16 protein-coding genes are annotated in these 23,472 nt (G+C 67.2%); 5 read left to right on the top strand and 11 right to left on the bottom strand.

Annotated features, from left to right (window positions below):
* Positions 1 to 79: 79 nt before the first annotated feature.
* The 3 genes from V3B46_RS18605 to hflK all read right to left on the bottom strand — a co-directional run bounded on the left by V3B46_RS18605 (position 80) and on the right by hflK (position 2,325).
* On the bottom strand, positions 80 to 265 hold the full coding sequence (locus tag V3B46_RS18605; protein WP_005410640.1) for a DUF2065 domain-containing protein: 186 nt from the start codon (positions 263 to 265) through the stop codon (positions 80 to 82).
* A 66-nt stretch (positions 266 to 331) separates the two neighbouring features.
* A complete protein-coding gene (gene hflC / locus V3B46_RS18600) occupies positions 332 to 1,195 on the bottom strand; it encodes a protease modulator HflC (RefSeq protein ID WP_010482785.1) in 864 nt (287 codons plus the stop codon).
* Positions 1,192 to 2,325 (bottom strand): FtsH protease activity modulator HflK, encoded by a 1,134-nt coding sequence (hflK, locus tag V3B46_RS18595; protein ID WP_154353155.1) that lies wholly within the window; start codon positions 2,323 to 2,325, stop codon positions 1,192 to 1,194. The genes hflC and hflK overlap by 4 nt, the downstream gene beginning before the upstream one ends.
* A gap of 153 nt (positions 2,326 to 2,478) precedes the next feature.
* Between hflK and V3B46_RS18590 the strand changes: the two genes are divergently transcribed.
* Together V3B46_RS18590 and pilH are read left to right on the top strand one after the other, a co-directional pair.
* Positions 2,479 to 3,474, top strand: coding sequence for a YhdH/YhfP family quinone oxidoreductase (locus V3B46_RS18590; RefSeq protein ID WP_154353156.1), 996 nt, complete (start codon positions 2,479 to 2,481; stop codon positions 3,472 to 3,474).
* Positions 3,475 to 3,562: 88 nt separating this feature from the next.
* Positions 3,563 to 3,934, top strand: coding sequence for a twitching motility response regulator PilH (gene pilH, locus V3B46_RS18585; RefSeq protein WP_005410644.1), 372 nt, complete (start codon positions 3,563 to 3,565; stop codon positions 3,932 to 3,934).
* A 192-nt stretch (positions 3,935 to 4,126) separates the two neighbouring features.
* Here pilH and V3B46_RS18580 read toward each other — a convergent pair whose 3' ends face one another.
* Positions 4,127 to 5,014: a DnaJ C-terminal domain-containing protein gene (locus V3B46_RS18580; RefSeq protein WP_329892587.1), complete on the bottom strand. Its 888-nt coding sequence runs from the start codon at positions 5,012 to 5,014 to the stop codon at positions 4,127 to 4,129.
* A gap of 261 nt (positions 5,015 to 5,275) precedes the next feature.
* On the opposite strand from V3B46_RS18580, the gene V3B46_RS18575 reads away from it, so the two are divergent.
* Together V3B46_RS18575 and V3B46_RS18570 are read left to right on the top strand one after the other, a co-directional pair.
* Positions 5,276 to 5,758 (top strand): peroxiredoxin, encoded by a 483-nt coding sequence (locus tag V3B46_RS18575; RefSeq protein WP_154353157.1) that lies wholly within the window; start codon positions 5,276 to 5,278, stop codon positions 5,756 to 5,758.
* Between the two features lie 29 nt (positions 5,759 to 5,787).
* Positions 5,788 to 6,363 (top strand): ferritin-like domain-containing protein, encoded by a 576-nt coding sequence (locus V3B46_RS18570; protein ID WP_049435264.1) that lies wholly within the window; start codon positions 5,788 to 5,790, stop codon positions 6,361 to 6,363.
* A 114-nt stretch (positions 6,364 to 6,477) separates the two neighbouring features.
* On the opposite strand, the gene pbpC is transcribed toward V3B46_RS18570, so the two are convergent.
* The 7 genes from pbpC to prpB all read right to left on the bottom strand — a co-directional run bounded on the left by pbpC (position 6,478) and on the right by prpB (position 21,671).
* On the bottom strand, positions 6,478 to 8,859 hold the full coding sequence (pbpC, locus tag V3B46_RS18565; protein WP_329892586.1) for a penicillin-binding protein 1C: 2,382 nt from the start codon (positions 8,857 to 8,859) through the stop codon (positions 6,478 to 6,480).
* A gap of 64 nt (positions 8,860 to 8,923) precedes the next feature.
* On the bottom strand, positions 8,924 to 13,831 hold the full coding sequence (locus V3B46_RS18560; RefSeq protein ID WP_329892585.1) for an alpha-2-macroglobulin family protein: 4,908 nt from the start codon (positions 13,829 to 13,831) through the stop codon (positions 8,924 to 8,926).
* A 184-nt stretch (positions 13,832 to 14,015) separates the two neighbouring features.
* Positions 14,016 to 15,476 carry a bifunctional 2-methylcitrate dehydratase/aconitate hydratase gene (locus V3B46_RS18555; protein ID WP_164171633.1) on the bottom strand — a complete coding sequence of 487 codons (1,461 nt, stop codon included), beginning with the start codon at positions 15,474 to 15,476 and terminating at the stop codon, positions 14,016 to 14,018.
* 153 nt (positions 15,477 to 15,629) lie between these two features.
* Complete coding sequence (prpF, locus tag V3B46_RS18550) at positions 15,630 to 16,808, bottom strand: 2-methylaconitate cis-trans isomerase PrpF (protein WP_329892584.1); 1,179 nt, start codon at positions 16,806 to 16,808, stop codon at positions 15,630 to 15,632.
* Positions 16,809 to 16,859: 51 nt separating this feature from the next.
* Positions 16,860 to 19,478, bottom strand: a complete 2,619-nt coding sequence (acnD, locus tag V3B46_RS18545) for a Fe/S-dependent 2-methylisocitrate dehydratase AcnD (RefSeq protein ID WP_329892583.1) — start codon at positions 19,476 to 19,478, stop codon at positions 16,860 to 16,862.
* A gap of 106 nt (positions 19,479 to 19,584) precedes the next feature.
* Positions 19,585 to 20,742, bottom strand: coding sequence for a bifunctional 2-methylcitrate synthase/citrate synthase (gene prpC, locus V3B46_RS18540; protein WP_329892582.1), 1,158 nt, complete (start codon positions 20,740 to 20,742; stop codon positions 19,585 to 19,587).
* Between the two features lie 35 nt (positions 20,743 to 20,777).
* Entirely contained in the window at positions 20,778 to 21,671 is an 894-nt protein-coding gene (gene prpB, locus V3B46_RS18535) for a methylisocitrate lyase (protein WP_005418360.1), read from the bottom strand.
* 153 nt (positions 21,672 to 21,824) lie between these two features.
* Between prpB and prpR the strand changes: the two genes are divergently transcribed.
* Positions 21,825 to 23,408 carry a propionate catabolism operon regulatory protein PrpR gene (gene prpR / locus V3B46_RS18530; RefSeq protein WP_329892581.1) on the top strand — a complete coding sequence of 528 codons (1,584 nt, stop codon included), beginning with the start codon at positions 21,825 to 21,827 and terminating at the stop codon, positions 23,406 to 23,408.
* Positions 23,409 to 23,472 lie beyond the last annotated feature (64 nt).

Genomic DNA, 23,472 nt, shown 5'->3' with positions numbered 1-23,472 from the left:
CTGGGCGCGCCCCCCCCGGCGCGCGGCCCCCCCCCCCCCCCCCGGGCGGGGCCCCCCCCCCCCCCCCGGCACTACCCTTTCAATGCCGCGCCCACCACAGCAGGCTCAGGCCAGCCAGCAGCACCAGCCCGCCAAAGCTGCGCAGGGCCGGGCTGGGCAGGTCCAGCAGGCGCTCGGCCATGCGCTTCCAGGCGAACGGGGCGACGAACAGGAACAGGCCTTCCAGCACCGCCACCAGACAGACGGCGGCGAACAGATCTTTCATGGGGAACTCCGGAAAAAGCACAGGGCCCGGCTTCTGGCCGGGCCCCGTGGGTACTGCCCTGCGACCTCAGCGGTCGTTCTTCAGGTACTGCAGGAACGGGTCGTTCTTGTCGAGCACGATCACGCCATTGCCGTCGGTCATGGAGCCACGGTAGGCCTCCAGGCTGCGGTAGAACGCATAGAACGACGGGTCGGCCGAGCCGGCCTTGCCGTAGATGCGCGCCGCATCGGCGTCGCCTTCACCGCGCAGGCGTTGTGCATCACGCTCGGCCTCAGCGATCAGCACGGTGCTGTCACGGTCGGCCTGGGCGCGGATGGTCAGCGACTGCTCCTCGCCCTCCGCACGCAGCTTGGCGGCTTCCTGCTTGCGCTGCGCACGCATGCGCTCGTACACGTCGTTGATCACCTGGCTGTCGGTGGGCAGGTCCACCTGCTTGATGCGCAGGTCGATCATCTGCATGCCCAGGCCGGCCACGGCCTCGTTGATCCCCTTCAGCTGCTCGGCGATCAGCTCGCTGCGGTCGCCGGACACCAGCTGCTGCAGGGTGCGCGAGTTGATCTGGTTGCGCAGCGAGTCGGTGATGATCGGTGCCAGGCGGGCATTGGCGATACGCGGATCGCCGCCGGTGGCACGGAAGTAGTCACCCACGTTGGAGATGTAGCCGATGGCGAAGAAGTCGACGCTGACGTCCTTCTGCTCGGCGGTGAAGTAACGTGCCGGCGCGGTGTCGAGCACCTGGAAGCGGCGGTCGAAGACCTTCACCGTTTCCACCACCGGGACCTTGAAGTGCAGGCCCGGCTTGATGTCCGAACGCACCACCTTGCCCAGGTTCAGCACCATGGCAGTCTGGTCCTCACGGACCACGTACACCGAGCCGAGCAGGCCCAGCACCACCGCCACGATCACGGCGATCCAGATAGGACTCTTCATCGGCTGCCCTCCTCACGGCCGCTCGGTCGCCCGGTCGGGCGGCCCACCGGCCGGCCCGGATCACGGGAAGCTTCCGCCGCTGCACCCGGCAGCGACGGCATCACCACCTCCGGATTGGTCACCCCCGGCGGGGCCGAGGTAGTGGGACGGGTATCGCCGGTCATCGGCACATAGATCAGCTGGCGACCATCGCCACCGATCACCTTGCGGTTCTCGCTCAGCACCTGCTGCACGGTCTCCAGCCACAGGCGCTTGCGGGTCACTTCCGGGGCGTCCTTGTACTGGGCCTGCAACAGGCTGAAGCGCTGCGCGTCACCCTCGGCCTTGGACACCACGGCCTGCTTGTAGCCTTCGGCGGTGGTACGGGCGCGCGAGGCCTGGCCTCGGGCTTCCGGCACGACCTTGGCGGCGTAGGCCTGGGCTTCGTTGATCAGGCGTTCCTTGACCTGCTGGGCACCGTTGACCTCGTCGAAGGCCGGCTTCACTTCTTCCGGCGGACGGGCGTCCTGCAGGGTCAGGCCGGTCACGGTCAGGCCGGTCTTGAACGCCTTCAGCAGCGCCTGCAGGCGCTCCTCGGCGGCCACGGCCAGCGGGCCACGGTTGTTCAGTACCGCGTTGAGGTCGGCACGACCGACTTCCTCGCGCACCGCACTCTGCGCCGACTGCTCCAGCACCTGGTTGGCATCGACGGTGCCGAACAGGTACAGCTGCGGATCGTCGATGCGGTACTGGACGTTCAGCGAGACGTTGACGATGTTCTCGTCACGGGTCAGCACCGGCACCTGGATCGAGAAGGTCTTGATCTCGGTGGCGTTGACCTTGGTGACCGATTCGATCGGCCACGGCAGCTTGAAGTTCGGGCCGGGCTGCAGGATGCGCGAGAACTGGCCGAAGCGCAGCACCACGCCACGCTGCTGTTCGCCGATCAGCTGGAAGCTGGAGAACAGCACCAGCAACACGACAGCCGCCACCACCCAACGCATGATGCCGCCGTCGAACAGGTCCTTCAGCGGCCCGGGCAGTCCGCCCCAGCCACCACCATTGCCACCGCCGCGCGACCCGAAGGGCCCGCGTCGATTGTCCTCGGGGCCTTGTCCGCCCTTGTTGCCGCCGGGTGTATTCCAGGCCATGCACGCTCCATCAAGATTTGGGCTGCGGCGCGGGCCCTTCCCGCACCACCAGCCGTGAAACCATCACCGATCATACAAGATGGGGCGGATCGGCAGGATCGAAAGGGGGGCAACGGGGTAAGGTGGCGTTTTCCTCGAAGTCAGGCATCGCCGATGGCCCCCACCACCCCGTTCACCGCCTTCCGCATCGAAAACGACGCCGCCGGCTACCGCAGCGGCCTGGCCCAGCTCAATGTCGACGACCTCAACCCCGGCCAGGTACTGATCCGCGCCCACTGGTCTTCGGTCAACTACAAGGATGCCCTGGCCGGCACCGGCAAAGGCAGGATCCTGCGCCGTTTCCCGCTGGTGGGCGGCATCGACGTGGCCGGCACCGTGGTTGCCAGCACCGATCCGGACTGGCGTGAAGGCGACGCGGTGCTGGCCACCGGCTGCGGCCTGAGCGAGACCCGTGACGGCGGCTACAGCCAGTACGTGCGGCTGGAATCGCGCGCGGTGATCGCCCAGCCGGCCGGGCTGACCCCGCGCGAAGCAATGGTGCTGGGCACCGCCGGGTTCACTGCGGCGCTGGCCCTGCTGCGCATGCAGGACAACCGGCAGGTGCCGGAACTCGGCCCGCTGGCGGTGACCGGCGCCAGCGGCGGTGTCGGCGCGCTGGCGCTGTCGATCTTCAGCCGTGCCGGCTACACCGTGCACGCGGTCAGCGGCAAGCCGGACCAGGTCGACTTCCTGCACGCCATCGGCGCCGCCGAGGTGCTGCCGCGCGAGGCGCTCTCCGATACCGCCCCGCTGCAGTCGGCCCGCTTCGGCGGAGGCCTCGACAATGCCGGAGGCGACATGCTGGCCAGCCTGCTGGCGCAGACCGTGCCCTATGGCAGCGTGGTCAGTGCCGGTCTGGCGGCCAGCCCGACGCTGGACATGACGGTGATGCCATTCATCCTGCGCGGCGTTTCGCTGCTCGGCGTGTCTTCGGCCAATGCACCGCGCGGGCTGCGCGAAGAAGTGTGGGCGCGACTGGGAAGCGAGTGGAAGCCGCAGCAGCTGGACCGCATCTGTACCGCCGAAGTCGGTCTCGATGGCCTTCCTGCCGTGTTCGAACGGATGCTGGCGGGCGGTTCGCTGGGCCGCACCGTGGTGCGGATCGACTGAACGTCGCAGGCAGGCGACGGACGGCAGACGCGGCCCTCCCGCCAGTAATGTGCCCGCACTACACTGCGGGCATTACATGGGGAACAACATGGCACGCATTCTGATCGTCGACGACTCACCGTCGCAGCTGTTGGGGATACAGCGCATCGTCGAGAAGCTCGGGCACCAGATCCTGACCGCCACCGATGGCGCCGCCGGGGTCGAAACCGCCAAGGCCGAACTGCCCGACCTGGTCCTGATGGACGTGGTGATGCCCAACCTCAATGGCTTCCAGGCCACCCGCACGCTTGCGCGCGACGAGGCGACCCGACACATCCCGGTGATCCTGGTGACCACCAAGGACCAGGACACCGACCGCATGTGGGGCATGCGCCAGGGCGCCAAGGCTTACATCACCAAGCCGTTCTCGGAAGACGAGCTGTCCGAAGTGCTGGAGCGCGTGTTCGCCGGGCAGGGCTGAGCCCGGCCTGGTAGGTGCCAACCTTGGTTGGCCCACCACTTCGGTAGGTGCCAACCTCGGTTGGCACGCTTCTGTAGTGCCGGCCGCTGGCCGGCAACCACGCATCACCGTCCCGGGTCATGAAACTGCCGGCCAGCGGCCGGCACTACCGGAAGGCGTGCGGACCAAGGTCCGCCCCCACCAGAATCGGCCTCAGATTGACTCGCCGAAGGCCTTGGCCAGGTTGCGGTAGGCCTTCTTCTGCGCCTCGTCGGTCGCAGCCGGGGCCACGATCTCGATCTCGACGATCTGGTCGCCCTCCGGATTGCCCGGCAGGCCACGGCCACGCAGACGCAGCTTGCGGCCGGCATCCGAATCGGCCGGAATCTTCAGCTCCACCGCACCACCCAGGGTCGGCACGCTGATGCTGGTACCCAGCGCGGCCTGCCACGGCGTCACCGGCAGCGTATAGAGGATGTTGCGGCCATCGACCTCGAACTGCGGGTGGGCGGCGTACTCGACTTCCAACAGCAGGTTGCCGCCATGGTTGCCCTGCCCTGCCAGGCGGATCACCTGGCCCGGACGGATGCCCTTGGGCACGCGCACATCCAGCTGCTTGCCATTGACGGTGATGCGCAGGCTGTCGCCGCTATAGGCCGCTTCCAGCGGTACAGACAGCTTGGCGCGGGTATCGCGGTTGGGCGCATGCCCCTGGCTGCTGAAGCCCGGGCCTGGACCGCCACCGCCACGCTGGCGCGCGAACAGGCTCTCGAAGAAGTCGCTGAAGCCGCCATTGGGGCCACCGCCGCCGAACACTTCCTCGAAGTTGAAGCCACCGGCACCGCCGTAGTTCGGCGGTACGTTGAATTCCTCGCCTGGGCGATAGCCCTGTGCGCGCAGCTGGTCGTAGGCCGCGCGCTTCTCCGGGTCACGCAGCGCCTCGTAGGCCTCGTTGACCGCCTTGAACTTGTCCTCGGCCCCGGCCTCCTTGCTGACGTCCGGGTGGTACTTGCGTGCCAGCCGGCGGTAGGCGGTCTTGATCTCCGCCTCGCCCGCGCTCGGTTCCACCCCCAGGGTGGCGTAGTAATCCTTGAATTCCATCCAGCTACCTCGATCTGCTTCGGCCGCGCCGGTGGCGCCGCCCCGGGTTCATTCTACGCGTCGGCGATGCTACGCCGCGCCTCGTGCGGCCCCGGTGAGGCCGACTGATCCAGCGCAATGCGGCTGCCATCCCCATGCCCCACGCTGTGGCTGGAAGCCCCTGCCACAAAACCCGAAGATGGGGCCTGCACGCGGGTTTTCCAATGTCTTGACGCCCCTGTCCCATCCGGCCCACTAGCCTGCCCCAGCAAGGAGTTCCCCATGACCATCCACGTCGGCGACCGCATTCCGGAAGTGACCCTCAAGCGCATCCGCGAGGGCATCGAAACACTCGATACGCATTCGCTGTTCGATGCGCGCAAGGTGGTGCTGTTCGCCGTGCCCGGCGCGTTCACCCCGACCTGCTCGGCGCGCCACCTGCCCGGCTACGTCGACAAGTTCCAGGCCTTCCGCCAACGTGGCATCGACGTCTACTGCCTGGCCGTCAACGACCCGTTCGTGATGAAGGCCTGGGCCGCAGACCAGGGCGTGCCCGACGGCCTGCTGATGCTGTCCGACGGCAATGCCGAACTGACCCGCGCGCTCGGACTGGAGCTCGACGCCAGCGCCTCGGGCATGGGCATCCGCTCGCGGCGCTTCGCGCTGTACGTGGTCGATGGCGTGGTGCGTGCGGCCTGGATCGAGCAGCCGGGCCAGTTCGAGGTGTCTTCGGCCGAGTACGTGCTGGAGCACCTGCCAACCTGATCTTCCACCGCAAGAGGAAACGGCCAGCCATGTCCAGCAAGCCAGCCAAAGCCGCAAAGCCCGCCGCAAAGGTTCCCGGCATCAGTGACCGCAAGACCCTGCGCGAACGCGCCCGGCGCAACATCGAAGACGGGGCGATCACCGACAGCTACAGCGCCGACCGCAAGGTGGTGATCAAGCTGCTCAACGACGCACTGGCCACCGAGTACGTGTGCGTGCTGCGCTACTACCGGCACTATTTCATGGCCAAGGGCATGCTGGCCGACGCCGTCAAGGCCGAGTTCCTGGAACATGCACAGCAGGAACAGGCGCACGCCGGCAAGCTGGCCGAGCGCATCGTGCAGCTCGGCGGCGAGCCGGATCTCAACCCCGACACGCTGACCGCACGCTCGCATGCCGAATACAAGGAAGGCAGCGACCTGCGCGACATGGTCCGTGAGAACCTGGTGGCCGAACGCATCGCAATCGACAGCTACCGCGAGATGATCAACTTCATCGGCGACCGCGATACCACCACCAAGCGCATCCTTGAAGAGATCCTGGCGCAGGAAGAGGAGCACGCCGACGAGTTCGCCGACCTGCTGGATGGGTGGATCGGGGAATGATCTGGTAGATGCCCACCTTGGTGGGCGTCTTTGCCGCGTGCCAACCAAGGTTGGCACCTACCAGAGCACGGCGGTGTCGTTGGCGTTGGATCGCGCGCAGACCAAGGTCGGCACCTACCGGAGGACGTTGAACCGCACCTGCGTCCATGCCCCATCTGCCGCCAGCGCGGTCAGGGTGTGTGCGCCCGGCTCGGCGAATTCGCGCTGCATCAACTGCGCGCCATGGGTCTGCGCGATCCAGCGGCCATCCAGCAACCAGTCCACTGCCTGCTCGCTGCCCAGCGCGCGCAGTTGCAGGCGTACGCCATGTTCCGAATTCGGCGCACGCGCCAGCGTGGCGCCGTCGTTGAGCCCGTCCACATGCAACGCGACACTGGCCTCACGCCCATCGTCGCGGCAGTCCGGCGACAACGCTGGCAATTGCGAGGCTTCGCGCGTGGCCTTGGACAACCACGGCGACAACAGCGCCGGCCAGCGCGCGATCTCACGCGCGACTTCCTCATGCGGCAAACGGCAGTCAGCAGATACACGCAGACCGGTCCGCGAGTCGGCCAGGTAACGCTGCCGCCCCGGCTGCCAGCGCCGTGCTTCGCGCTCGGGAAAGGTCGGCGGTGCTGCGCCGTCCAGCAGGTAGGCCGACATCCGCCGCTGGCACAGTGCCGCGGGCAGCCCCTCGGCGCGTTCACCGGTGGGCCAGCAGACATCCTCCTGGCTGACACTGGCCGGCATTGGCGCGGCAGCGGAATCGCCACGCTGGCGCGGCAGGCTGTCCACCACTTCGAACATCAGCGGCAGTGCGGTGACTGCGCCATATTGGCCTGGCAGCGGCGTGCCATCCGGCCGCCCCACCCACACGCCCACGGTGTAGTGACGGGTACTGCCGATGGCCCACGCATCGCGATAGCCATAGCTGGTGCCGGTCTTCCAGGCTACGCGCGGGCGACCGCCAACATCGAAGGTGCCAGCGCTGTAGCCTGGGCGCGGGTTCGATTCCAGCATCTCGCGCACGATCCAGCTGGCCCCCGGCGAAGCGAGACGCCGCTCGATCATCGGCTCGTCGTCGGTGTAGCGCACACGGCCAGCGATGCCGTTGCGGTTGAGCGCGGCGAACGCACCGACCAGATCTTCCAGCCGCGCACCGGTGCCGCCCAGAATCAGCGAGAGGTTGGGCGTGCTGCCCGGCGGGAAGCGCAGCTGGATGCCGGAGTGCGACAGGCGCGCGGCGAAGCGTGCGGCCCCGACCCGCTGCAGCAGGTCCACCGAGGGCACGTTGAGCGACAGCCGCAATGCACTGGATGCGCCGATCGGCCCATTGAAGGCCATGTCGAAATTGCCGGGCCGGTAGCTGCCGAAACTCTGTGGCGCATCGACCAGCAGGCTTTCCGAATGGATCAGGCCATCGTCCAGCGCCATCGCATACAGGAACGGCTTGAGCGTGGAGCCCGGCGACCGCCAGGCCTGCACCATGTCCACGTGGCCAAGCCGCTGGCGGTCACCAAAGGACAACGTACCGACGTAGGCACGCGCCTGCAGGGTCTGGTTGTCGACCACCAGCAAGGCCGCCGACGTACGCTCGGGCAGCGTCGAGAAATAGCTGGCCACGCGTTCTTCCAGCGTACGCTGCAGTCCGATGTCGATGCTGCTCTGGATGCGCGCCTGGCCCGGATGCGCCGAGTGCAGGCGCTGCGCCAGCAGTGCGGCGTGCAACGGAGGTCGCAGCGAGCGTGCCACCACGTTCTCGATGCGCGCATCCTGCACTTCCTCCGGCGTCCACGCGCCCAGTTCGGCCATGCGTGACAGCACCTTGTCGCGCGCTTTCTGCGCGGCTTCCGGGTGGCGGTCCGGGCGCAGCCGGCTCGGCGCCTGCGGCAGCACCGCCAGCAACGCGGCCTCGGCATGTGACAGCTGCGCCGCCGGCTTGCCCAGATAGGCCCAGCTGGCCGCTTCAACGCCCTCGATGGTGCCGCCGTAGGGCGCGCGCTCCAGATACAGGACCAGGATCTGCCGCTTGCTCAGGTGCACTTCCAGCTGCACCGCGCGCAGCATCTGCTTGAGCTTTCCCCAGGGCGTGCGTGTATGCGGATCGAGGATGCGCGCGACCTGCATGGTCAGGGTCGAGCCACCGGACACGATGCGGCCGCCACGCAGCAGCTGGCCGCTGGCACGCAGGATGGCCAGCGGGTTGATGCCCGGATGGCGCCAGAACCAGCGGTCCTCGTAGGTCAGCAGCGCCTGCAGGTACAGCGGCGAGACGCTGTCGATCGATGCCGGATAGCGCCACACGCCCTCGGCATCGGCAAACGCGCGCAGCGGCGTGCCATCGGCGGCGACCACCAGGGTGCTGGTATCGCGTTGCTTCGGCAGCGGTGGCGGGAAGGCGAAATCCAGCACCAGCAGCAGTGCCAGCAGGGCCGCCGTACCCCAGCGCAGCCACGGCCACAGCGGCCGCAACCGGCGGCGCAGGGCTGCCAGCCGGGGCGTCGTCGTGTTTCTCATTGCAGCGTGCCGGATTGGAGCTTGCCTGCAGGACGGGCCGCGCCGTCGCGGCCCGTCCGCGCGGTCACGGCTGTACCACCGTGATCGTGGTCGGGTTGCTGCGGCCAACGCCACGCAGCTGTGGCCGGTACATGTCCTCCACCAGCGGCGGCGGCACCGAGTAGGTTCCCGGGGTCACCGCGCGCACCAGATAGAACACGTTGGCCTTGCTGCCACGCGATAGCTTCAGCGCGGCCACATAGCGGTCGTCGCGGAACTCTTCGTGCTTGGTGTCAGCGGCTTCGCTTCGGTCGCTGATGGTGATGCCATCAACCACCACATCGGCCCACTGCTTGGCATCGCCCAGGTTGAAGTTCTCGATCTCCAGGCCCGCCGGCAGCAGGTCGGTCAGCAGTGCATCGGGCATCGTGGTGTCGGCGGTGACCGTCACGCGAACGATCAGGGCTTCGCCTTCCTTCAGCGGGCGCGGCGACCACGGCTTGCCATCGGTGCCGAAGTAGCTGCGCTCAATGCCCAGCACGCTGTTGTCCGGCGCTGGCGCAGTGCGCGGGATGCCGGCCACGTCGATGCTGGCGAACATCGGCGGCTGCCCCTGCGGAGTGAAGCGCACGCCGCTGGCCAGCTCGCTGGCGCTGAAGTTGCGGCCGAACAGCTTGCGCTCACCGATGGCTTCGGTGTTGCCACCGATCACCAGCTCACCGGCCACCAGCGCCTTCTGGTTGGCGGACAGTGCCTTGCCAAGGCGGGCAATCGCCACCTGTTCCTGCGTGCTCAGCCACATCCAGCCGGCATTGCGGCGCGCGTCCAGGCCACGGCCGAGGTCAACCGCACGGGCATCCCAGGCCGGCTTGGCCAGCTTGTTCTCGTGCGTCAGCGCGATCATCAGCGCGTCATCACGGATGGCGCTGCCGTAGTCGCCGAAGTACGACGGGCGTTCGCTGCTGGACTTGGCGAAGGCGGCGGCCAATGCCGCCTGGCCACGCTTGGCATCGCCCTGCAGCGACAACGCCACGCCCAGATGGACCAGCGACAGGCCGCCGACCGCCTTGCTGCGCTCGTTGTCGTACAGCGTGCGCAGGGTACCCAGCGGCGCACGGTTGACCCGGGCCAGCACGTAGCCCGAATACGCCTGGTTGGCGAACTTCAGCTTCTCGCGGTCGTCCTGGCCGTAGAACTGGTTGCCACCGGACAGCAGATCCTCGCTGAGACGGTTGAGCGCCTTCTGCAGCACGTTGTCGGGCACCGCGAAACCGGCATCCTTGGCGTCAAGCAGGAACTCGGTGATGTACGGGGTCAGCCACGGGTTCACGTAGCCGTCGTCACCCCACATCGAGAAGTTGCCGTTGGCCACCTGCATCGACGCCAGGCGACCGAACGCACCTTCCATGCGCTCGCGGCGTGTCTTGGCATCCAGGCCGTCGGCACCGAGCATCGACGACGTCGCCTGGTCCAGGATCAGCGCGGCGTAACCCTTGCTGGTGGTCTGCTCGGCACAGCCATACGGGTAATTCAGCGCGCCCTGCAGCGCACTGGCGAACGGAATCGGCGGCAGCGGACTGACCAGCAGGCGGGCATTCACCGACTCGGACATCAAGCCATCGGTCAAGCGGTTGTCGAGGCTGACCGCGGCCAGCGGATCGAGCGTGCGCACCTGCGAACGCAGCACCTGCGGCCACGCCGCACGCACCGGCAGCTCGTAGCGACGGTCGGCCTTGAAGCCGTTGCCATCCACCCGCACGCGCACCTTGGCCACGCTGTGGCCCTCGCGTGCCGACAATGGGAAGCTCAGCGTGGTCTTGGCATCGGCATTCAACTGCACGCTGCGGCTGCCCTCGGCCAGGTTCAACGGGCCCTCGGTGTCCACCTTCACGTTGAACTGGCCCGGCTTGCCGGTGAAGTTCTGCACGTCCAGGGTCACCGTGCTGCGGTCGCCCGGGGCGAGCACGCGCGGCATGCTGGCTTCGGCCAGGATCGGGGCGCGCACCACGGTTTCCACATCGCGCTTGCCATACTGGTCATCGCTGTAGACCAGCGCCGACACGCGCAGGGTGCCGTTGAAGTCCGGCACCTTCAGGCGGATGCGGGCATTGCCCTTGGCATCGAGCTGCACCGGCCCGGAGAACAGATCCACGGTCTGCACGCGTGCCGTTGGGCGCTTGGCCTGCGGCAATGCCTGCAGCGCCATGTCGCCACCGAACTTCAGCTTGCCGCTGCCACCATCGAAGCTCTCGATCACCCGGCTGTAGATGTCATAGGCATCGATGCCGAGGCGACGCTGGGCGAAGAAGTGCGCACCGGCATCGGGCACCGGGAAGCGGGTGATGTTGAGGATGCCCACGTCCACCGCCGAGACGGTGACGTGCGCCATCTTGCCGGCCAGCTGCGGTGCACTGACCGTCACCGGCAGGTCCTGTTCCGGGCGCATCTGCTTGGGCGCCACCAGGCCGACCGCCACGGTGCGGCCCTTGCGGTCCATCGGCACATGCACCACGCCCACGGCACGGGCCGGGGTGATCTTGCTCGGCGCGCTGCCGCCGCGGAAAACCAGTGCGGTGATGTAGACGTCGTGGCGCTCCCAGTCGGCGGTGACCGGAATCTTGAAGGTCGAACCCGGCTTGACGTCGATGTCCTGCACGTACAGCATGCGGTCGGTCTCGACCATCAGGATGCCCTTGCCGGCATGCGGCGGGGTCACGGTCACTTCCAGGGTGTCACCGGCCTTGTAGCCGGTCTTGTCCAGGCCCAGCTTGACCTTGTCCGGCCGTGCATCCAGGCCACGATTGTCATCGCCCCAGCTCCAGCCGGCGCGGAACGGGTAACGGCTGGTCAGGCCGGTGGACGGATCGAACACGTCCACCCGGTACTCGCCCCACTCCACCGGGAAATCAAAGGCGACCGCGCTGCTGCCGGCATCAATGGTGCGGGTTTCCTTGTTCTCGAAACGGCGGGTGAAATCGTAGTCCCAGCGGTTGTCGTTGAAGGTCCAGTGGTAGTCGCGCAGCTCGCGCACCAGGGTGATCTTCAGGCCCTTGGCCGGCTGCGGCGTGCCGGCGGCATCCACGCGCATCAGCTCGAAGCGTGCATTGCCGTTGGAGTCGGCACCATCCTCGGGGTTGAACAGCGGGCGCACGCCAACCAGCGCGTTGGCCGGCCACATCACCCGCTTCAGGGTGCGGGTGACAGTACGGCCACCGGTTTCATACAGGCTGCCGGACAGCACCACCGCGATCGGCGCCTTGGCCTTGGCCGCCTCTTCCGGCAACGCCACATCCTCACGCAGCTGACCGTTGCCCGGCAGCGTGGTATCGATCACGTCCTTGGCTTCGCGCGGCAACTGCAGGGTCGGGTCACCGAAGAAGTAGCCCGGCAGGCCCTCGACCGGCTGCTGTTCGGCGGCCACCGCCAGGCGCGCGGTGAAGCGGTTGCCATCGGCCGGTGCCCCGTACAGATAGGCACCATTGGCCTGCAGGCGCAGGTCCTCGCCCGGCTTCAGCGTCTTCTGCGCGCTGTCCAGGTCCAGCTTCATGCGCTCGGGCAGGAACTCCTCGATGCGCAGGGTCATGCCCTGGATCGCTTCCTTGCTGGCCGGATCGGTGCGGAACTCGACCTGCCAGCGCCCGGTCGGCGCCTCGGCGGGGATCACCTGCTCGAAGTTGATGTAGCCCTGCTCGCCCGGCTGCAGGCGAGTCTCGCGGAAGGTCTTGCCGTCTGGCTGCTTCAGGCGCAGGAACACCGGTTGCGCCTTGATCGGCTTGCCGTCGTTGTCGCGCAGCAGTGCAGACAGGCGCACGGTCTCGCCCGGGCGGTACAGGTCACGGCCGGACCAGGCGTAAACGTCGAACCAGGCATTGTCACGACCGGCCACGGCAAATTCGCTCAGGTCCAGCGCCGGCTGGTTGAACGGCAGGAAGCTGGTGTCCTTGCCCGTGCTGGCGACCAGCACGTGGGTAGCATCCAGGGTGTAGTTCAGCAGCGCGTTGCCATTGCCGTCGGTGCTGCCCTTCAGCACCACCTCGCCCTTGGCGTCGAGCACGCGCAGATCGATGCTCTTCAGCGGCGCACCGTCCTTGAGGCCGGCGGTGTGCACGAACAGCTTGTCCTTGTAGGCGCGGGTATGCAGGCCGATGTCGCTGACCGAGAAGAACGCGGTATCGAACTCGCCTTCGTAGTCACCGGTGCGCTTGAGCAGGGCGAAGTACAGGCCCGGCTCCTGCAGCTCCTTGATGTCCTGGGTCGGCAGGTAGGTCAGCACCCGCTCGTTCTTCTTGCCGCCAAGAATGAAGCGGTTGACGTAGACCGGCTCGGCCAGCTTGTTGATCGGGCTGCGCTCGTAGTCGCTGCTCAACTCCCAGCTGCCGCGGCGGCCACCGCGCTGGTACTGGCTGAAGAAGGTCGGCAGGTCCTTCTCGCGCACGCGCAGGAACTCGACGTCGACCTCGGGCACGTTCACCGACACCACCGGCAGGCCACGGCTGTCCTTGGCCGGCAGCACGCTGCCCTGCGAGGCGAAGCCAACCACCGGCTTCAGCTCGCCGCTGAACACCTTCTGCTTCAGTTCCTTGCCCAGGCGGCTGCCATCGGCAGCCAGCAGGTCCGGCGAGACCACCAGGCTGAACTCCTTGCCGGCCTCGACGAACGGGTAGCGCAGGGTCAGGCCGTCATCGGACAGCGTCCAGCTGCTGTCGTCGGTGCCGACCTTCTCTTCGAAGCGCACCAGCTTGTCGAAATCCTGGGTGCCCACCAGTGGGCGCGAGAACTCCAGCGCCAGCGACAGGCCGTCATTCTTCTGGTCCGGGTAGGCGCGCAGCAGGGTGAATTCCTTCACCTGTTCGGCTTTGGTGGTGATCGCTTCACCGCTGGTCTTGGGCAGCTGCCCGCTGTCGTTGCGGCAGCCGGCCAGGCCCAGCAACAGGCCTCCTGCCAGTACCGCCGCCGCCCATCCCCACCGCTTCCGCCGTGCCGGACCGCTCATGTCGTCACTCCTTGATCGAGGCGGCCATTATAGGCAGGCCGCGTCAAGGTGTTGACGCGAATTCGGCAATTGCCCGGGACGGGTAGTGCCGGCCAGTGGCCGGCGGAACCGGTAGTCACCAACCTTGGTTGGCGTCGGGCCCGTGCCAACCAAGGTTGGCACCCACCAAAGCGAAGCGCGTTCCCTACCCCGGCAGGTACAGGTCCACGTAGTCGGTCACCGGCATCGCCGCCAGCGCCACCGGATCCAGCGATGCCGCCAGGATGCGCTGCTGCTGTGCGGTCGGGAAGCGATGGGCCAGGTGCCGGCGGAACTTGTCCATCAGCAGCGGAATGCCTTCTCCGCGGCGTCGGGCGTGGCCAAGCGGGTACTCCACCAGTACCTCCGGCAGCTCGGTGCCATCAGCGAAGCGCACGCTCAGGCCGTTGGCGATGCTGCGCTTGTCCGGGTCCAGGTAGTCGGCGCTGAGCTGCGGATCCTCATGACAGGCCATCTTCGCGCGCAGTGCGTCAATGCGCGGATCCGCCGCCACGTCGTCCTCGTAGTCCTCGGCCAGCAGCCGCCCGTGCAGCAGCGCGATGGCGACCATGTACTGCACGCAGTGGTCGCGGTCGGCCGGGTTGTGCAGCGGCCCCTGCTTGTCGATGATGCGGATGCAGGCTTCCTGGGTGCGGATGGCGATGTGCGCGATATCCTCGACCCGCCGTCCCATCGCACGCAGTTGCTGGTGCAGCGCGATCGCCGCCTCCACCGCAGTCTGGCCGTGGAATTCGGCCGGGTAGCTGATCTTGAACAGCACGTTCTCCATCACATAGCTGCCCAGCGGTCGCCCCAGCGTCAGCTTCTGGCCACGCATGGATACCGCCTCGAAGCCCCAGGTTGGTGCACTGAGCACGCTCGGATAGCCCATTTCACCCGCTGCCGCGATCAGCGCCAGGCGCACGCCACGGCTGGTCGCGTCGCCGGCCGCCCAGCTCTTGCGCGAGCCGGTGTTGGGCGCGTGCCGGTAGGTCCGCAGCGCCTGGCCATCGACCCAGGCCAGCGACACTGCATTGAGCATGCGTTCGCGATCCAGCCCGAGCAGCTGCGCGACCACGGCGGTGGTGGCGACCTTGACCAGCACCACATGGTCCAGCCCGACCCGGTTGAAGGAATTGTGCAGGGCCAGCACGCCCTGGATCTCGTGCGCCTTGATCATCGCCAGCAGCACGTCGTGCACGGTCGGCGGCGGGCGGCGCAGGGCCTGCGCGTTGCGACCCAGCCAATCGCAGACGGCAAGGATGCCGCCCAGGTTGTCCGACGGATGGCCCCATTCGGCGGCCAGCCAGGTGTCGTTGAAATCCAGCCAGCGCACCATCGCGCCGAGGTTGAAGGCGGCCTGCACCGGATCCAGCACGTAGTGCGTGCCCGGTACGCGTGCGCCGTTGACCACGCTGATGCCCGGCACCAGTGGACCGAGCAGTTTGCTGCAGGCCGGGAAGGACAGTGCTTCCAGCCCACAGCCCAGCGTATCGAGCAGGCAGTGGTGCGCGGTCTGGAACGCCAGCGGTGAGTCGATGCGTGCATCGCGCACGTAGTCGACGATGTCCACCAGCAGCGCATCCCACGCTGCACGCTCGTTGGATGGAGTGGGGTTGTCGGACATCGTCGATCTCCTCTTCAGAAAAGCAGGTCAGGCCGAGCATCCCGGTAGTCGCCAACCTTGGTTGGCGCTGGACGTTGCCCGGGGCGGTGCCAATGCCATGCCAACCAAGGTTGGCATCTACCGAAGCGTGTGATGCCAGCGCCGCCCGCTTGGTTACTCGACCGGCACCCGCACCTTGCCTTCCATCAGCACACGTGCGCTGCGGCTCATGATGGCCTTGGTCACCGTCCATTGGCCGTCAACGAGGCCGGCCTGCGCACCCACGCGCAACGTGCCGGACGGATGGCCGAACGTCACCGCTTCGCGTTCGCCGCCGCCGGCCGCACGATTGACCAGCGTGCCCGGAATCGCCGCCGCAGTACCGATCGCCACGGCAGCAGTGCCCATCATCGCGTGGTGCAGCTTGCCCATCGACAACGCACGCGCATGCAGGTCGATGGCCGATGACGGGATCGTTTTGCCACTGGACGATACGTAGTCCTGCGCCGGCGCCACGAAGGCGACCTTCGGCGTGTGCTGGCGGGTCGCTGCATCTTCCAGTTTCGAAATCAGGCCCATGCGCAGCGCGCCGTGGGCGCGGATGGTCTCGAACGTCTGCAGTGCGGCCTTGTCCTCGTTGATCGCCGGCTGCAGTTCGGTGCCGGTGTAGCCCAGATCGGCGGCGTTGAGGAAGATGGTCGGGATGCCGGCGGTGATCATCGTCACCTCGAAGCTGCCCACGCCGGGGACATCGAGGGTGTCGACCAGGTTGCCGGTCGGGAACATCGCGCCCGCATCGCCGTCATCGGACGGATCGATGAATTCCAGCTGGATCTCGGCGGCCGGGAAGGTCACGCCGTCCAGCTCGAAATCGCCGATCTCCTGCACTTCGCCATTCTGCATCGGCACGTGGGCGATGATGGTCTTGCCGATGTTGGCCTGCCAGATGCGCACGGTGCACAGGCCATCGCGCGGCACCCGCGCCGGATCGATCAGCCCGTTGGCAATCGCGAACGGCCCCACTGCGGTGCTGAGGTTGCCGCAGTTGCCGCTCCAGTCGACGAAGGCGGTGTCGATCGAGACCTGGCCGTACAGATAGTCAACATCGTGGTCAGGCACCGAAGCGGTGGAGATGATCACGCACTTGCTGGTGCTGGAGGTGGCACCGCCCATGCCATCGGTGTGCTTGCCATACGGATCGGGCGAACCGATCACGCGCATCAGCAGCGCGTCGCGCGCGGCGCCCGGCACCTGCGCGGCCTCGGGCAGGTCCTGCAGGCGGAAGAACACGCCCTTGCTGGTGCCACCGCGCATGTAGGTGGCCGGAATGCGGAGTTGCGGTAGGAAGGTCATGGATGTGTTCCTTGCAATGAAAGACGGCCCGTTGCCGGGCCGTCGGATGTCTTACGCCACCTTGGCGCCTTCCAGGAAGTCCTGGGCGAAACGCTGCAGCACGCCACCGGCCTCGTAGATCGCCACTTCCTCGTCACTGTCCAGGCGGCAGGTGACCGGAACGATCACGTCCTGGCCGTCGCGGCGGTGGATGACCAGGGTCAGATCGGCGCGCGGGGTGCGCTCGCCCACCACATCGAAGGTCTCGGTGCCGTCGATGCCCAGGGTCAGGCGGGTGGTGCCCGGCTTGAACTCCAGCGGCAGCACGCCCATGCCGATCAGGTTGGTACGGTGAATCCGCTCGAAGCCCTCGGCCGCGATCGCTTCCACGCCAGCCAGGCGCACGCCCTTGGCGGCCCAGTCACGCGAGCTGCCCTGGCCGTAATCGGCGCCGGCGATGATGATCAGCGGCTGCTTGCGGTCCATGTAGGTCTCGATCGCTTCCCACATGCGCATCACCTTGCCTTCCGGCTCCACGCGCGCCAGCGAACCCTGCTTCACGCTGCCGTCGTCATTGCGCACCATCTCGTTGAACAGCTTCGGATTGGCGAAGGTGGCGCGCTGCGCGGTCAGGTGGTCGCCGCGGTGGGTGGCGTAGGAATTGAAGTCTTCTTCCGGCAGGCCCATCTTCGCCAGGTACTCGCCTGCGGCGCTGGAGGCCAGGATCGCGTTGGACGGCGACAGGTGGTCGGTGGTGATGTTGTCCGGCAGCACCGCCAATGCGCGCATGCCGGACAGCGTACGCTCGCCGGCCAGCGCGCCCTCCCAGTACGGCGGGCGACGGATGTAGGTGCTCTGCGGGCGCCAGTCGTACAGCGGGCTGACCGCCGCACCGTGCTCCACGCGCACGTTGAACATCGGGTTGTAGACCTTGCGGAACTGCTCGGGCTTCACCGAAGCCTTCACCACCGCATCGATCTCGGCGTCACTCGGCCAGATATCCTTCAGGCGCACGTCGTTGCCATCGGCATCCACGCCCAGCACGTCCTTCTCGATGTCGAAGCGCACGGTGCCGGCGATGGCATAGGCGATCACCAGCGGCGGCGAGGCCAGAAAGGCCTGTTTGGCGTACGGATGGATGCGGCCATCGAAGTTGCGGTTGCCCGACAGCACCGCCGTGGCATACAGGTCACGGTCGATGATTTCCTGCTGGATGGCCGGATCCAGCGCACCACTCATGCCATTGCAGGTGGTGCAGGCGAAGGCGACGATGCCGAAGCCCAGCTGCTCCAGGTCCGGCAGCAGGCCGGATTCTTCCAGGTACAGCTGCACGGCCTTCGAGCCCGGTGCCAGCGACGACTTCACCCACGGCTTGCGCTGCAGGCCACGTGCATTGGCGTTGCGCGCCAGCAATGCCGCGGCGATCACGTTGCGCGGGTTGGAGGTATTGGTGCAGCTGGTGATGGCGGCGATGATCACCGCACCGTCCGGCATCAGGCCCTGCGCCTGCTCGGCCCGGCCCGCTTCCAGCTTGGCTTCGTCGGCGATGCCGCGCTCGGCCAGCTCGGCGGTGGCCACGCGCTTGTGCGGATTGGACGGGCCGGCCATGTTGCGCACCACGCTGGACAGGTCGAAGCGCAGCACGCGCTCGTACTGCGCGGTGGCCAGATCGCCGGCCCACAGGCCGGTGGTGCGCGCGTAGTTCTCCACCAGCGCCACCTGCGATTCCTCGCGGCCGGTCAGGCGCAGGTAATCGAGGGTCTGCGCATCGATGTAGAACATCGCAGCGGTGGCGCCGTATTCGGGGCACATGTTGGAAATGGTGGCGCGGTCACCGATGGTCAGTGCCGCGGCGCCCTCGCCGAAGAATTCAAGCCAGGCACCGACCACGCGTTCATTGCGCAGGAACTGGGTCAGCGCCAGCACCACGTCGGTGGCGGTGATGCCCGGCTGCGGGCGGCCCATCAATTCGACGCCGACGGTGTCCGGCAGGCGCATCCACGAGGCGCGGCCCAGCATCACGTTTTCTGCTTCCAGGCCGCCGACGCCGATGGCGATCACGCCCAGTGCATCCACGTGCGGGGTGTGGCTGTCGGTGCCCACACAGGTATCCGGGAAGGCCACGCCGTCCTGCACGTAGACCACCGGCGACATCTTCTCCAGGTTGATCTGGTGCATGATGCCGTTGCCCGGCGGAATCACGTCCACGTTCTCGAACGCCAGCTTGGTCCAGTCGATGAAGTGGAAACGGTCTTCGTTGCGGCGATCTTCGATGGCGCGGTTCTTCTCGAACGCCTGCGGATCGAAACCACCGCATTCCACCGCCAGCGAGTGATCGACGATCAGCTGCACCGGCACCACCGGATTCACCTTGGCCGGGTCGCCGCCCTTGTCGGCGATCGCATCACGCAGGCCGGCCAGGTCGACCAACGCGGTCTGGCCGAGGATGTCGTGGCAGACCACGCGTGCCGGGAACCACGGGAAGTCGAGGTCGCGGCGGCGCTCGATCAGCTGCTTCAGCGAATCGTCGAGCGTGGCCGGATCGCAGCGGCGCACCAGATTCTCGGCCAGCACGCGCGAGGTGTACGGCAGGGTGGCATAGGCGCCGGGCTGGATCGCATCGACAGCGGCGCGCGCGTCGAAATAATCCAGCGCGCTGCCGGGGAGGTTCTTGCGGTAATCGGTATTCATGGGCTGGCGGAGTACTTGGGGCGGGCCGGGTGCCGGCGGTGCGGCGGCGAAAGCATCCGGCCGGCGCGGGGCCGGCCGGACGCTTGCAGCAGGTGCAACGGTGTGATCAGACGCGCTTGTCGATCGCCACGAAGTCGCGATCTTCCGGGCCGATGTAGTTGGCGCTCGGGCGGATGATCTTGCCGTCGATGCGCTGTTCGACGATGTGCGCGCTCCAGCCGGCGGTGCGGGCGATCACGAACAGCGGAGTGAACATCGCGGTCGGCACGCCCATCATGTGGTAGCTGACGGCGCTGAACCAGTCCAGGTTCGGGAACATCTTCTTGATGTCCCACATCACCGTTTCCAGGCGCTCGGCGATGTCGTACATCTTCATGCTGGACTGTTCTTCGGACAGCTCGCGGGCCACGTCCTTGATCACCTTGTTGCGCGGATCGGACACGGTGTAGACCGGATGGCCGAAGCCGATCACCACTTCCTTGCGCTCCACGCGGGCCTTGATGTCTTCCTCGGCCTCATCGGGATTGTCGTAGCGCTTCTGCACTTCGAACGCCACTTCATTGGCGCCGCCGTGCTTGGGACCGCGCAACGCGCCGATGCCACCGCAGATCGCGCTGTACATGTCGCTGCCGGTGCCGGCGATGACGCGGCAGGCGAAGGTGGACGCATTGAATTCGTGCTCGGCGTACAGGATCAGCGAGGTGTGCATCGCCTTCACCCACGAATCCTGCGGCTTCTCGCCGTGCAGCAGGTGCAGGAAGTGGCCACCAATGGAGTCATCGTCGGTTTCCACGTCGATGGCACGGCCGTTGTGGCTCCAGTGGTACCAGTACAGCAGCATCGAACCGAGGCAGGCCATCAGCTTGTCGGCGATGTCACGCGCGCCCGGATGGTTGTGGTCGTCCTTCTCCGGCGACACGCAGCCGAGCACGGACACGCCGGTGCGCATCACGTCCATCGGGTGCGCCGACGGCGGCAGTTCTTCCAGCGCGGCCTTCACCGCGGCCGGAATGCCACGCAGCGACTTCAGCTTGGCCTTGTACGAAACCAGCTCGGCGCGGGTCGGCAGCTTGCCGTGCACCAGCAGGTAGGCGATCTCCTCGAACTCGCTGGTGTTGGCCAGGTCCAGGATGTCGTAGCCACGGTAGTGCAGGTCGTTGCCACTACGGCCCACGCTGCACAGCGCGGTGTTGCCGGCAGTGGTGCCGGACAGGGCGACGGACTTCTTCGGCTTGAAGGTCGGGGTTGCGGTCGTATCGTTCATGTTTCCCTCCGAAAACTGATGGTGCAGGGTACTGCTTATTTCTTGGCGGCGAACAGTGCATCGAGCTGCTGCTCGAAGGCGTGGTAGCCGATGCGGTCGTAGAGTTCTTCGCGGGTCTGCATGGTCTCCACGACGTTGCGCTGGTGGCCATCGCGGCGCACCGCCTGGTAGACGTTCTCGGCAGCCTTGTTGGCGGCACGGAACGCCGACAGCGGGAACAGCTGGATGGCAACGCCGGCCGAGGCCAGTTCATCGCGGCTGAACAGCGGGGTGGCGCCGAATTCGGTGATGTTGGCCAGCACCGGCACTTTCACCGCGTCGACGAAGCGGCGGTAGGTATCCAGGTCGTAGGCAGCCTCGGCGAAGATGCCATCGGCACCGGCCTCGACACAGGCGATGGCGCGCTCGATGGCCTTGTCCACGCCGTCCACCTGGATGGCGTCGGTGCGCGCGATCAGGAAGAAGTCCGGATCGGTCTTGGCATCGGCGGCCGCCTTCACGCGGTCGACCATTTCACCCTGCGAGACGATCTCCTTGCCCGGACGGTGACCGCAGCGCTTGGCGCCAACCTGGTCTTCGATGTGGCAGGCGGCCGCGCCGGCCTTGATCAGAGACTTAACGGTGCGCGCGATGTTGAACGCGCTCGGGCCGAAGCCGGTGTCGATGTCGACCATCAGCGGCAGGTCGCAGACATCGGTGATGCGGCGCACGTCCACCAGCACGTCTTCCAGGGTATTGATGCCCAGGTCCGGCAGGCCCAGCGAGCCCGCGGCAACACCGCCGCCGGACAGGTAGATGGCACGGAAGCCGGCGCGCTTGGCCAGCAGGGCGTGGTTGGCGTTGATCGCGCCGATCACCTGCAGCGGCGATTCGGCAGCCAGCGCCTCACGGAAACGGGCACCGGCGGAGAAAGGGGCGGAAGCAGTCATGCGGCAATCCAGGTCGAAGAACGGATGGGTAGGCGCAAGCACCATGCCAAGCTGCAAGCGCTTGATTTCACAGGGATGACCGACACGCAGCCTCGAAACAATTGAAACATTGAAACAGATGTATCATGAAACATTCCGTCTGAACCCGCCGCCATGTACCTGCCCCGCTCGCCCCTGCGCCATGCCGATGCCGACCCCGGCCGACCGGTGATCTGGACGGTCAGCGTCTCGCGGCTGACCGGCCTGCTCGGCGACGTCATTCCCGAGTTCGACCGCCGCGCGCGCATCGAGCAGATCAACCTCGGCTTCGAGGAAGCGGTGGATGTGATCGGCCAGCGCCTTCGCCGCGAGCATTGCGATGTGGTGATTGCCGGCGGCTCCAACGCCGCCTGGCTGCGCGGCCGGTTGGAGCTGCCGCTGGTGCCGATCCAGGCCAACGGCTTCGACCTGATGGAAGCACTGGCCCGAGCCCGCCGCATCGCCAGCCGCATCGGCCTGGTCACCCACGCCAGCGACGTGCCGGTGTTCAGCAACTTCCAGCAGAGTTTCGGCCTGGATATCGAGCATCGCCGTTTCGTCACCCGCGAGGACGCGCGCGACTGCATCGCCGATCTGCGCGCCAACGGCATCGAAGTGATCGTCGGCACCGGCATGGCCATCGACCACGCCGAACAGGCCGGCCTGCCCGGGGTGCTGCTGTATTCGGCCGACTCGGTGCGGCAGGCCTTCGAACATGCGTTGGAACTGACCCAGACCCTGGCCCGCTCCAGTGGCAATCGGCCTACCCCACGCCGGCGCCCGGCAGCACGCGCCGATGCGCATGAACTGCTCGGCGACAGCGACGCGATGGCGCAGGTGCGCGCGCAGATCGCGCTCTACGCCCCACATGACAGCACCGTACTGGTCAGCGGCGAAACCGGCACCGGCAAGGAACTGGTCGCGCGGCAGCTGCACGCCGCCAGCGGCCGTCGTGGACGCTTCGTGGCACTGAACTGCGGAGCGATCAGCGAATCGCTGCTGGAGGCGGAACTGTTCGGCTATAGCGATGGCGCCTTCACCGGCGCACGGCGCGGTGGTCGCGTCGGCCTGGTCGAAGCCGCAGACGGCGGTACGTTGTTCCTGGATGAGATCGGCGAACTGCCGCTGCCACTGCAGACCCGCCTGCTGCGGGTGCTGGAAGAACGCGAAGTGCTGCGCGTGGGCGCCACCGAACCGACCCCGGTCGACCTGCGCGTGGTGGCCGCCACGCTGCAGTCGCTGGAACAGCGCGCGGCCGCCGGCAGCTTCCGGCGCGACCTGTATTACCGCCTGGCAGCGCTGCGCATCGCCCTGCCCTCGCTGCGTGCGCGGCGAGCGGACATCCCGTTGCTGGCACAGCACTTCTTCCGCCAGTTGCGCGGCATCGACGCGCCCCTGGATGAAGATGCGATGGCAATGCTGACCGCCGCCGAGTGGCCCGGCAACGTGCGCGAACTACGCAATCTGGTGGATCGCCTGCGCATCCACTGGCAGCCCGGTGAAGGGCTGATTGATGCTGCGCGACTGCTGCAGCTGGCGCCCGAACTTGTGAATGAGGGCGTTGCAGCATTGCCGGTGGAAAGCAACGGCAAGCGCCCACCGCGGGCGCAGCTGGAAGCGCTGCTGCAGGAACATCGCAATGATCGCGAGGGCATGGCGCAGGCGCTGAGTGTATCGCGCACCACGCTGTGGCGCTGGCTGCGCGCGGAGGGTTTGTAGAGTCGAGGGTGGGGGGCGGGGGCTGGGGCAGGGGGGGCAGCGCGGCGCTGGCGGGGGGCGGGCG

Origin of the sequence: Stenotrophomonas sp. SMYL11 (assembly GCF_036320005.1) — a bacterium.
Taxonomy (GTDB): domain Bacteria; phylum Pseudomonadota; class Gammaproteobacteria; order Xanthomonadales; family Xanthomonadaceae; genus Stenotrophomonas; species Stenotrophomonas maltophilia_A.
Note: the sequence above shows the minus strand (reverse complement) of the source record. Positions and strands in the feature narration are given on the sequence as shown.

Coding starts and splice junctions, on each gene's coding strand:
- V3B46_RS18605 (WP_005410640.1), bottom strand. CDS start 265: ATGAAAGATCTGTTCGCCGCCGTCTGTCTGGTGGCGGTGCTGGAAGGC.
- hflC (WP_010482785.1), bottom strand. CDS start 1,195: ATGAAGAGTCCTATCTGGATCGCCGTGATCGTGGCGGTGGTGCTGGGC.
- hflK (WP_154353155.1), bottom strand. CDS start 2,325: ATGGCCTGGAATACACCCGGCGGCAACAAGGGCGGACAAGGCCCCGAG.
- V3B46_RS18590 (WP_154353156.1), top strand. CDS start 2,479: ATGGCCCCCACCACCCCGTTCACCGCCTTCCGCATCGAAAACGACGCC.
- pilH (WP_005410644.1), top strand. CDS start 3,563: ATGGCACGCATTCTGATCGTCGACGACTCACCGTCGCAGCTGTTGGGG.
- V3B46_RS18580 (WP_329892587.1), bottom strand. CDS start 5,014: ATGGAATTCAAGGATTACTACGCCACCCTGGGGGTGGAACCGAGCGCG.
- V3B46_RS18575 (WP_154353157.1), top strand. CDS start 5,276: ATGACCATCCACGTCGGCGACCGCATTCCGGAAGTGACCCTCAAGCGC.
- V3B46_RS18570 (WP_049435264.1), top strand. CDS start 5,788: ATGTCCAGCAAGCCAGCCAAAGCCGCAAAGCCCGCCGCAAAGGTTCCC.
- pbpC (WP_329892586.1), bottom strand. CDS start 8,859: ATGAGAAACACGACGACGCCCCGGCTGGCAGCCCTGCGCCGCCGGTTG.
- V3B46_RS18560 (WP_329892585.1), bottom strand. CDS start 13,831: ATGAGCGGTCCGGCACGGCGGAAGCGGTGGGGATGGGCGGCGGCGGTA.
- V3B46_RS18555 (WP_164171633.1), bottom strand. CDS start 15,476: ATGTCCGACAACCCCACTCCATCCAACGAGCGTGCAGCGTGGGATGCG.
- prpF (WP_329892584.1), bottom strand. CDS start 16,808: ATGACCTTCCTACCGCAACTCCGCATTCCGGCCACCTACATGCGCGGT.
- acnD (WP_329892583.1), bottom strand. CDS start 19,478: ATGAATACCGATTACCGCAAGAACCTCCCCGGCAGCGCGCTGGATTAT.
- prpC (WP_329892582.1), bottom strand. CDS start 20,742: ATGAACGATACGACCGCAACCCCGACCTTCAAGCCGAAGAAGTCCGTC.
- prpB (WP_005418360.1), bottom strand. CDS start 21,671: ATGACTGCTTCCGCCCCTTTCTCCGCCGGTGCCCGTTTCCGTGAGGCG.
- prpR (WP_329892581.1), top strand. CDS start 21,825: ATGTACCTGCCCCGCTCGCCCCTGCGCCATGCCGATGCCGACCCCGGC.